Source organism: Clostridium autoethanogenum DSM 10061, from assembly GCF_001484725.1.
Classification (GTDB): Bacteria; Bacillota; Clostridia; order Clostridiales; family Clostridiaceae; genus Clostridium_B; species Clostridium_B ljungdahlii.
In genome coordinates this window covers 2830111-2841844 of record NZ_CP012395.1, presented here as the reverse complement: position 1 = coordinate 2841844, position 11734 = coordinate 2830111, and the positions used below count along the sequence as shown (strand labels likewise).

Below are 11734 nucleotides of genomic sequence, written 5' to 3'. Positions count from 1 at the left end.
TTAGTTAATAGTTAAGAATGAAGAATTAATAGTTAATGTAGATTTTTCGCAGCACATCAGTCATCATCAAATCTTACAATATCATCTTCTTCTAAATAATCACCCATCTGAACTTCAATAATTTCAAGAGGTATCTTCCCTGGATTCTCAAGTCTGTGTTTTTGTCCAGGTTTTATAAAAATACTTTCTCCTGCAGATACCAACTTTTCTATATCATCTATTGTAACTTTTGCCATACCCTTAACAACTATCCAATGCTCACTTCTATAATAATGCATCTGATAACTTAACTTTTTACCCTGACTTAATTTAATCCTTTTAATTTTAAATGAATTTTTCTCTTCTTCTAGAACTTTATAGTTCCCCCAGGGTCTGTAATCTTGAACATGATATTCTACCCTACTATCATTTCTTTCTTTTAAAGTTTCTACAATTTTCTTTACCTTTTGTGACTTGTCTTTTTTACAAATAAGCAAGGCATCTCTATTATCAACTACAATTAAATCATTAATACCTACAGCTGCAACTAACTTGCCTTTTCCCGAATATATGTAATTATCCTTTGAATCAATAATTATACTATCAGCATGAGATATGTTACTATTTTCATCTTTATCAAAAACTTCATAAAAAGAATCAAAACTTCCAAGATCATTCCAACCTATATCTACGGGTTTAACCGCAATATTTTTACTTTTTTCCATAATGCCATAGTCCATTGAAATTTTTTCATCTATTTTGCTAAAAGCTTCCTTTATGGTATTACTACTTTTAAAAGCATTATATATATTCTCAGCATAAAGCTTTACTTCATTTATAAATATCTCAGTATTAAACATAAATATTCCTGCATTCCAATAATATCCCCCATTAACATATGTAACAGCTGTCTCATAATCGGGTTTTTCTTTAAACTCTTTTATTTCATATCCATTTAGTTTTTTATTTCCCGGCGCAATGTACCCATATCCGGTATTCGGACTATTCGGTTTAATTCCAAAAGTTATAATTGAATCTTTAGTTAACGCTTCTGAACTTTTAATAATATTTGCAAATTCCTGACCTTTTATAATCATATGATCAGAAGGAAAAACAACTACTGTATCATTACCCTTTTTAGCTATTTCATGAACACCTGCGTAAATTGCAGGGAGAGTATTTTTAACTTCAGGTTCAACAATTATATTATATTCATTATATTTATAATCTAATTCTTCAACTTCACCCATTACTAAAAATTTATACTTTTCATTCGTTACTACATATATATCATCTAAGCCTGCCAATAATAAGCTTCTCTTAAAGGTTTCCTGAAATAAGGATGGTTTACTACCTTGCAATTTAATAAATTGTTTTGGATATCTGCTGCGGCTCAGCGGCCATAGTCTTGTTCCACTTCCACCTGCCAGGATTATTACTTTCATTACATCAACCCTCCCTTTAATTCAGCTGCTTAATCTAATACATTTGTTACTACTATAACTTTCCCATATCAATTATCATATTTCTTAAATTACTATAATATAAAATAAACGTTATAATACTAAGAATCACAATATATAATATAAAATTTATATTTATAAAGCCAAGAGCTATACATATAACTGTAAATGATGTAAATTTTAGATATACCTTTAGGGTATTCCTTATGAAGCTTATTTTTAAGTTTAATATCCTCAGATATATCAAATGCTGCATTATGGAATACAATATATTGGCCATCAAGGTTGCTAAGGAAACTCCAATTATCCCCATGCCTGATTTAATGAAAATATAATTAAGAATGACTGCTGCTGCAGTTGCTAAACATTGCAGATACACTGAATATATCTGTTTTTTATTTGATACGGTAAAAACATTGGCAAAATAGGATATTTCGCTGAAAACTCCACCAAAAACTAATATTCGATATATATCAATACTTACAGAATATTTAGGTAAAATCATATTGGTAAAAGGTTTTATTAATATTATACCTGCTAAACATAAAACTACTCCTAAGACTTCTACATACCTAGTATACTGTTCTATTCTTTTTAAAATTTGCCTTCTGTCATTATTTCCATTAATGTACAAGTTCTTTATGACTTTAGGATAATATAAAAACAAAACCGAAGATATGAATACCATAGTCCCATTCACAAGCTGATTTGAAAATGTGTAGTATCCTAAATCCCTGTATCCTAAAAAATTAATTGTCATCAACCTATCAACTGTTGTTAGAATATAAAATCCCAAATTATATATAAGTAATGGAACCCCAACTATTATTAAATCTTTTAAAACTTTTTTATCTATACTCAGTTTAATCCTTTCACTATTTTTATAACCATAGATAAAAACTATAATATCCGCTATGAACATAGATATTAATACAGAATATATTTTAAAATATTTTATAGATATGATTATTAACACAAATGATAATACATTATTGATAAGCTCTATAAAATTTATCTTTCTAACCTTATTAACCAATCTATAATAATTAATATAGAAACTTCTATACTGCTCCAAAATTCCTATAATAAAAACCAACAAAATATAATTGCCTAAATTATCTTTATATATGAATTTAGCAATTATACCAGCTACTATTAATAATATTGACAATATGAATAATACCGTAAAAGATGTACTAATAACTTTACCCGCTTTATCTTTCTCATCAGTTGATTCATATATAACATATTCTCTATTCATGGAATACAATATTCCCAGATTAGAATAGGATAGATAGCTTAAAACAAGCAGCAGATTGCCAAGTACACCTAATAATTCAGGTCCAAGTGCCCCAGCATTAATTATTCCTTTTAAAAATGCAATAATTAATGCTATATATTTAATAGAAGAATACTTTAATAAGATATTTATTCTACCATTACTAAAAATTTTCTTAAGTTTCATTACTATATATACCGCCTTAACTATTTTATCCGATTGCTACCATAATATTTTTACAAAGCTTTTCAGCTCCATTTTTATCAATAACTATACTCTGGTTATAATTCATCTGTTTTCTCCTATTTAAGTCACTGCACAATTCTTCTACTGTATTTACTAACTTTTCCTTATTTAATTTATCTATAGGACCTAAATTGATTATTAATTTTTCTTGTTCCATTTTTTTAGCTATTTCCTTTTGGTTTTCTGCAATTATCAATCCTAATGCAGGCACTCCGCAGGCTGCCAATTCATACAGCGTGCTCCCACAAGCTGATATAGCTATATCACACCTATCCATTAAAGCTTTCATATTTGTGTTAAAGTGTAATTTAATGTTACTGTTCATTTTCTCATAGTTACTAAGCTCATCTATATATTTGAAAGATGGTCCAACTACAACATGAAAATTGTATCTTAATTCTTTTATAAGTTGTAAAATTTTTGCTGTATAATTATTAAAATCTGACCCCCCTAGAGTTATTAAAATATCTTTTACAACTTCATTTACCTTCTTAATTTTTGATTTTCTAAATTCATCTCTCAATAAAGCAAAACCAGGTCCTAAAAATAATATTGTCCTTTTGTCAGTATTATAATTTAAATCTTCTGCATTTATATTTTGATTTATTATAAAATCCACATCAAAATGATATAAATTCATATCATCAAAATATCCGGTCTTTTTAAATAACTCTTTTGTTTTAGTAAAATAATGTTCATCTACATCATAACTGTCTGTTATCAGACAATCACACTGAATCCTTTCTAATTCCCCTAATACATTATTTTCATCTATAGTAATTACTTTAAAGCCTTCATTTTTAACTTTTTCTATGCCATAACTATACCTGCCACTTAAGGGTTTATCTATTCTGCATAAATAAAAAACATCATTAGTTTTCGCAAGTTCCTTAGCTAAAACCAATGTTCTCATAATATGCCCCATGCCTATTTGAGAGCCACCATCCGCTCTTATTGCAATTGTAGCCATATAATCACCCTATTTAACATATTTCCAATGCAGTGGAGTACCTTTTAGTAAATTTTCACCAGCAGTTCTTCCTAAAATATTATCTATGTATTTAGGCGGTAATCCAAATCCTGGTCTTATTGATCTAACATTTTCCTCTGTAAAAGTTTCCCCTGCTTTAATATCTTTTACTGCAAATAAAGATCTGGAGAATGCTCTGTTTTTCATCTGCTTTTCTGTTAGTTCATAGCTAACTTTTCCAATAGCTTTCTCAGTATTTCGAATTGATTGAACCATACTTTTTAATTCATGTGGTTCTAAAGAAAATGCAGCATCCGGTCCTCCATCTGCCCTTGAGAGTGTTATGTGTTTTTCAATAACTTTTGCTCCAAGTGTTACAGCTGATATAGGAACTTCTATTCCTAATGTATGGTCGGAAAGACCTGCTATTACGTCAAAAGTTTCTCTCATATTAGGAATAGTTTTTAAATTAACTTCTTCAAATGGAGCAGGATAGGCACTAGTACATTTAAGAAGAATTATCTGATCATTGCCAACTTTTTTACATGCATCTATAGCTAATTGAATATCTGAGATTTCTGCTATACCTGCTGCTATTATCATAGGTTTTCCCTTGGAAGCCATATATGTAATCAATGGTATATCAGTAATTTCAAAAGAAGCTACTTTATATGCCGGTACATCCATATCTTCCAAAAAATCTACTGCTGTTTTATCAAATGGTGAAGAAAAGCAAGCAAGACCATTTTCTTCGGCTATTTTCTTTAATTCAGGCTGCCATTTCCAGGGCATATATGCCTCTTCGTACAGATCATGGAGAGTTTTTCCATCCCATAAAGTACCCTGTTTTATTTGAAAATATTTATTATAACAATCTATAGTTATGGTGTCTGCAGTATATGTCTGCAATTTGACAGCATCTGCTCCTGCATCTTTTGCAGCATGTATAAGCTTTACTGCATTATCAAAACTGCCATTATGATTAGCTGAGATTTCTCCTATAATAAATGTTTTACTAGTTTCATTGATTTCAAAATTTTTAATTTTTATATTTTTGTTCATTAAAATCTCACCTACTTAAATTTTTCTCAAACTTCATATTATAATCATCATTTTCTACCAAATTATAATGTAACTTTTCAAATATTTTTACAGAGTATATGTTTTCTTTTTTTACATAAGCTGTCAGTATAATATTCTTGTTTTCTTTCATAAGCTTATCCTGAAGCTTTTCCAAGATCTTATATCCATAACCTTTTCCACGAAATTGCTTTGATATGCTATAACTTACTACATTTTCATTTCCCTTTTTCTCAACTCTAACTATTCCTATGTTTTTATTGGGATCGGCCAATAAATAGATAAAACAATCCGGATCCTTCAATTTCTTAAAATACCAATTTACATGCTCCTCATATGGTATTTCACTATTATTAAAAGAATTTTTTCTTACCTCATCCTCATTTACCCATTCATATATTAAATCACAATGGCCTTCACCAGCAGGTATCAAAAATAAGCTGTCATCAATTTTTTTCTGTTCTATATACTTATTGATTTCTTTTACTTCAGGGTTTTTCTCTAAAAATTTTACTATTTCATTCATACCAAAATAATCTCTATCTTCAAACCGTTCATATATTATTGATATTAACTTAAAATCCTCTTCTGTATCTAGTGTCCATCTTAAATCTGAATAATCTATTTTATTTTTATATTGAAAAATATTGAAAATATTATCGTTATCCCAAATATAGGGTGTTACATGTTCCCTGTCTCTTTGAGATGTTGATTCATTAAAAGCTTTCTCCAATGCGCAAAAACTAAATACCTCCGTATCTAATCCTCTTGGATAAGTCCTGTCTATAGTATTGCTTAAATAATCGTATTTTTCTCTATTTTCCATATAGCACTGAATTATACTTTCAGTAACTTCACTATCTATGAGCGGGCAGTCAGATGTAACCCTAACAACCACATCCGCACTATTTTCTTTAGCAGCATAATAATATCTAGATAGTACATCATCCTCCGAACCCCTAAAACATTTTATCTTTAATTTTTCACATTCTTTTACAATAACATTATCCTTTTCTAATGTGGTTGTAGCTATTACTATTTCATCTACATTTTTTATTCTTCTTAATCTATCTACATCGTGCTCCAGAACAGTTTTACCACAAATCTCTTTTAATACTTTCCCTGGAAACCTTGTAGAACTAATCCTTGCCTGTACAATACAAACTACTTTCATTTCAGTCACTACCTCTTATAATAGTTTATTACTTTTTTAACTCCATCTATAACATCTGATACATCTTCATCTGTCATCTTAGGAAATAGCGGTATAGTTATCATTCTTTCATATAATTCTTCTGCATTTTTGCACAGGCCCTTTTCATAGCCTAGCTTTCGGTAATAAGGATGTAAGTATCCGGGAAGGTAATGTACATTCACTCCTATATTTTCAGCCTGCAAGGCTTCAAAAATTTCTTTTCTTGTACAAGTTAATTTTTCCAAGTTCAACTTAATTACATATAGATGCCACCCTGAGTTAGAAAATTCAGCTTCACAAGGAGTAGTAATTTCAGCTACATCTTTAAAAGCTTCATTATATGTTTTAGCTATGTCTCTTCTTCTGCTTATGAATTTATCTATTTTATTCATCTGACTTGCACCTAAAGCACATTGAATATCTGTAATTCTATAGTTATAACCTAAGTCTATCTGTTCATAGTACCATGGGCCTTCATTATGAGTTACTAAATCTTTATCTCTGGTTATTCCATGACTTCTAAAAAGAATCATTTTTTTATACAATTCATCATCATCCGTAACTACCATACCACCTTCGCCGCTGGTTACAGGTTTTACCGGATGAAAACTGAATTCTGTCATTTGTGCCTTTGTACCTACTTTTTTACCTTTATATTCACTTCCTAAGGCATGCGCAGAATCTTCTATTATTATGAGATTATTTTTACCTGCTATTGTTCTTATTTCATCTATATCAACAGATTGTCCTGTAAAATCTACTGGAATTATTGCTTTAGTTTTACTTGTTATTTTCTTTTCAATTTCTTTTGGATCTATGTTATATGTCTTAGGATCTATATCTGCAAATACAGGTGTGCCTCCACAATATAGAACACAATTAGCTGAAGCTGCAAAAGTTATAGGTGATACTATCACTTCATCACCTTCTTTTATTCCTGCTGCAAAACAAGCCATATGCAGTGCTGCAGTGCCACTAGCAACTGCCACTGCATGCTTTGCCCCTACATAGTCTGAAACTTTTTTTTCAAACTCTCTCACAAAAGGACCAGTGGTTAAGAAATCACCTTTTAGAACTTTTACTACTGATTCTATATCTTCTTCATCTATATCTTGCCTTCCATAAGATAAATATGTTTTCCTTATTGGTCTTCCACCATTGATTGCCAATTCATTCATTAATTATCTTCCCTTTCTATTTAGTGGGCATTACTTCATCATAATGTATATCATTAACTTTATATGCATCAAATATACCTAATCTATACATTTCCTGTCTTAGCTCATTTACTGTAAGCCACTGCGTGTTATTCCCAGAATTATATTCAAATCCTTCTTCTATTAGCTTTCCACCAGATGTAAAGTGTTTATCAAAACTCCACCAATCAAAATGAGGATAGATAATATAATGTTTTTCATATTCATAAGTAGTTCTTGAATCATCTCTTGTTATCATAATTTCATGCAGCTTTTCGCCTTCTCTAATTCCTATTTCTTTTATAACAACATCATCAAGCATTGCTTTAGCTAAGTCAGTTATAGTGAAAGAAGGTATCTTAGATATATAAGTTTCTCCACCTTTTGATTCATCTAATGCCTTAAATACTAATTCAACACCCTCCTCTAAGGTTATCCAGAATCTCGTCATTCTGCAATCAGTTATAGGTAATTCTTTTATCCCTTTTTCAATTAAAGACTGAAAGAAAGGGATAACTGAACCTCTGCTTCCTGCTACATTACCATATCTAACTACAGAAAATACAGTCTCATTTCCTCCTGAATAAGCATTGGCAGAAATAAATAACTTATCTGAAACAAGTTTCGTACCTCCATATAAATTAATGGGATTAACAGCCTTATCTGTTGAAAGTGCAACTACCTTCTGAACCCCTCTGTCTAAAGCTGCATCTATTATATTTTGTGCTCCATCAATATTAGTTTTTATTGCTTCGAAAGGATTGTATTCACAAGCCGGAACTTGCTTCATTGCTGCAGCATGTATAACATAGTCTACACCATTAAATGCTCTATAAAGCCTATCTCTATCTCTAATATCACCTATAAAAAACCTAATCTTATTTATTTTATCAGGGCACCTTAGCATAAAATCCTTTTTCATTAAATCTTGCTTAAATTCGTCTCTTGAGTAAATAATTATTTTCTTAGGATTATATCTTTTTAAAATCATCTCAGTAAACTTTTTTCCAAAAGAACCAGTTCCTCCAGTAATTAAAATAGATTTATCATTAAGCATTTATTGTCCTCCTATTATTTCATCTTTTATGCTGTTAACTATATTTTTAATGTTTTCATCTTTAAAAAAGTTTTTATCAAGCAAGTGGCTATTTAAATTCCCTTTTCTTAAGCTTCTTATACAAGCTAATATAAAACAATTTCTATTATTTATTCTCTCACCCTCGCATCTATCCCAATCTCTTAATGCAGTTATTATATTATCTCTAAATTCCTCAAAATTATTACATTTAAAACTGTAATCGTATTCATTATAAAACACATTTCCAAATACAAACACCGGCTTATCTTTCACTATAGCCTCATATCCTGTTGTATTGGTCAAGGTTACTACTCCCATAGATTTTTCTATTAACGCATTCATACTGAATTCAGGATGAACTAACTTTATATTAGGTACTTTTTTTAGCTCCTTGTAAAATGACAATTTCCTATTTGCAAACATTGCAGGATGTTCTTTGACGTAAATATAAGTTCCACCAGGTATGGACTTGGCTAGATTTTCTATAAATGCAAGCTGATTTAAATAGTATGGTGCAAAAGTCATTGTGGAGGATTCAGGTTGATAATGCAGTGGTGTTAAATAATATCTTTTATTTAAGTTCACATTATCGTAGTATCTCTTAAGCAATAGTGACTTTATTGGAAACACAACTTTTTTAAGTTTTTTGTTTATTTTTTCAGATATTTTGGGAGATTGATCTGCTGAATATTTTAAATCTATGTGATAGGACTTCATATATTTTTTTAATCTAATTACAGAACTTTGCATATATAACTTTCTAAACAAATTTTTGAACTTAGTTTGTTTGCTAAATTTCATGTAATCAGGTGTAGCTTGTTTTTTAAATTTCTCCAAATATTTATTAAGATATTCTATTTCCTCTTGTGAAAAGCCATTCTTTTTATAATTAATATAAAGCTCTTTCAATCCATGACGTCTGCCCAATACATCTGAAAATTCCATCTTGTTACTGATTCTGCCATGCCAAAAAAACAGGTACTTTATTTTAAAATGCTTACTAAGATAGTAAAATATCAAATCACTTGAACTAGACAGCTCACCTATAATAACATCGTATTGTGTTTTTTCAAGCAGCATTAAAGAAAACTTAACAAGCATATATATAATTTGTTTTCTATGATTTTCACTGTAATTTATCACAAGCCTATCTGCATATAAAATCTTATTTACTGGTAAATTATAATTTAATTCAAATTTATACAGTTCATCATCTATATTTACACTTTCCCCTATGGATGTCTTACAAAATTCCGTAAAGTCATATATGTTTCTAAATACCTTTTCTTTCTTATTTAATTCATAAACATCTAAATAGTTGCGGTAACTAAACACACAACTGTCAGCAAAGCTGTTCTCATTATCAGACAATATTTCTTTAGAAATAGTGTATTCTCTTTTGGGTGCCTGCTTAGTTAAATATAAAATTTTCAATTTACTCACATCCATCTATTCTATATAACTTTTCAAAACATCTAAAACAAATACATTATATATTTTTATCAAATAGCTATAATCCATATCACCATAAATCCTATTTTCACTACAAAATTGATTTATTAATTTATCTAGTCCTAAATTGATGATTGTCGAATTATTTAATAGTGTGCTATCATTTAACCTACCTTTTACTATCTTTCCAAATTGATCGTTAAAATATAAATGAATTGTACTGGAAACTGCTTTTTTTCTTCCTGCTAAATTAATAGGTACATTTTCATCTTTTAACATTCTCATCAGTAAATATTTATTATTTATTGTAAATCCATTTCCGAACCCTGATTTGCCAATATATCTCTTGTTGGAATATTTAAATGGTATGGAAGCACTGACTTCTGCCAACTTAATATCATAAAAGGGAAATTGGCATGTATTATAGTAGTGATTGCATAGACTATCCATATATTTAATGTCATCTGTGTACTGCTGACCCCATCTTAACCAGGTAATTTCATTAAATAACTCTTGATAGCTTAACTTTTCATATTCTATATTCTCTTTTATCTCTTGTTTTAACATGCTGTTTACATTATTGTTATCTATTGAACAATGTAAAAAATATTTAATCAAATATTTCTCCATATGTTCAGCATCCTTACATCTCTCCAGAGCTCTTGTAATTTTTTTATTGAACTTTAAAGCTGCAAGCTTTTTACCTAAAAAAGGAAGTACTTTAGAACTAATTTTATTTCTAAATATCATATCATCTAAAATATTAACGTATGGAGTGTGCAGCCTTGTGTCCTGACCTGTAAATATATTGTATCCATTTAGCTTTAATGATTTGAAAATACTTCCTATATACATCACACCCCAGTAAGGAAAATTCAGGTTTATTATATCTTCCAATATTTTTTCATTAATATCAGATGGATCTATTAACACTTCCCTATGCTTTAATCCAAAATAATCTGCCACTTTTTTCGCATATGGAGCTTCACTATTTTTTTGGTTTTTCACTGATACATTAAATGATTCCAGTGAACTGGTTGTGCAATTTTTTAAGGCATAACACATAACATTAGAATCTATACCACCTGACAACATTATTCCATTAATTGAACCTACTCGTTTTTGATGAGATTTTATTATTTTATTTTTTAAAGTTGATATTGATTCTTCCAAACTGATATTATTGTTAATTTCATACTTGAAACTATACACTTTTTCTTTTTTTAAAGAATTGTTATTTAAGTTAAATTCATAAATATATGCTCTGCCTATTTCATAAACACCTTCGTATAACGTATATGGCTCCATTAAACAGTCCATCACATACAGCTGTTCAATTGCAAAATTACTAATTTCAACCTTTTTAATAGCTTTTGCAATACTATGAACATGCATTGACATAACCAATGTGCCATCTTTATAAAAATAATACATAGGTACAACACCATTTGGTGTTCTGAAACTATATATTTTATCTTCTACTTTATCTATAATAATAATTGCATAGTCAACTTTATATAATAAATAATTAAATAACTCTTTGCAGACACTAATATCTATAAAGCTTAAATTTTCAAATAATTTTCTTATATCATACTTGCTCTTGGAAAAAAACAGGATTTCATATCTATCCTTATGTTTAAAATATTCAACTGTTTTAGTGAAATATATATTGTACCTATCTTTTTTTATATTACTAAAATTATATTGCTCTCCAATAAATTTGCCATTTAACTCTACATTACTATCATAAGAATTTAGAAAAAATAAATTATCCTGTAATCCTATATCCAAGT

The 11734-nt window shown here is 29.2% G+C and carries 9 protein-coding genes; all 9 read right to left on the bottom strand.

The genetic code is table 11. The annotated features are described in order from the left end of the window. Positions 1-56: 56 nt before the first annotated feature. Genes CLAU_RS12900 through CLAU_RS12860 form a run of 9 tightly spaced genes read right to left on the bottom strand, consistent with a single transcriptional unit; the run spans position 57 to position 11732 of the window. Positions 57-1424: a mannose-1-phosphate guanylyltransferase/mannose-6-phosphate isomerase gene (locus CLAU_RS12900; RefSeq protein WP_013237236.1), complete on the bottom strand. Its 1368-nt coding sequence runs from the start codon at positions 1422-1424 to the stop codon at positions 57-59. Positions 1425-1476: 52 nt separating this feature from the next. After that, complete coding sequence (locus CLAU_RS12895; RefSeq protein ID WP_023162749.1) at positions 1477-2907, bottom strand: oligosaccharide flippase family protein; 1431 nt, start codon at positions 2905-2907, stop codon at positions 1477-1479. A 25-nt stretch (positions 2908-2932) separates the two neighbouring features. After that, complete coding sequence (pseG, locus tag CLAU_RS12890; RefSeq protein WP_023162748.1) at positions 2933-3937, bottom strand: UDP-2,4-diacetamido-2,4,6-trideoxy-beta-L-altropyranose hydrolase; 1005 nt, start codon at positions 3935-3937, stop codon at positions 2933-2935. Positions 3938-3946: 9 nt separating this feature from the next. After that, positions 3947-4999 carry a pseudaminic acid synthase gene (pseI, locus tag CLAU_RS12885; RefSeq protein WP_023162747.1) on the bottom strand — a complete coding sequence of 351 codons (1053 nt, stop codon included), beginning with the start codon at positions 4997-4999 and terminating at the stop codon, positions 3947-3949. Positions 5000-5006: 7 nt separating this feature from the next. After that, on the bottom strand, positions 5007-6191 hold the full coding sequence (locus CLAU_RS21470; protein WP_023162746.1) for a GNAT family N-acetyltransferase: 1185 nt from the start codon (positions 6189-6191) through the stop codon (positions 5007-5009). Between the two features lie 8 nt (positions 6192-6199). Then, complete coding sequence (pseC, locus tag CLAU_RS12875; RefSeq protein ID WP_023162745.1) at positions 6200-7390, bottom strand: UDP-4-amino-4,6-dideoxy-N-acetyl-beta-L-altrosamine transaminase; 1191 nt, start codon at positions 7388-7390, stop codon at positions 6200-6202. A 16-nt stretch (positions 7391-7406) separates the two neighbouring features. Beyond that, positions 7407-8465: a UDP-N-acetylglucosamine 4,6-dehydratase (inverting) gene (gene pseB / locus CLAU_RS12870; RefSeq protein WP_013237230.1), complete on the bottom strand. Its 1059-nt coding sequence runs from the start codon at positions 8463-8465 to the stop codon at positions 7407-7409. Beyond that, on the bottom strand, positions 8466-9920 hold the full coding sequence (locus CLAU_RS12865; protein WP_023162744.1) for a capsular polysaccharide export protein, LipB/KpsS family: 1455 nt from the start codon (positions 9918-9920) through the stop codon (positions 8466-8468). 15 nt (positions 9921-9935) lie between these two features. Then, the gene (locus CLAU_RS12860) at positions 9936-11732 is read right to left on the bottom strand and encodes an asparagine synthase-related protein (protein ID WP_023162743.1); all 1797 of its coding nucleotides are present in this window, start codon (positions 11730-11732) and stop codon (positions 9936-9938) included. Between the last annotated feature and the right edge of the window lie 2 nt (positions 11733-11734).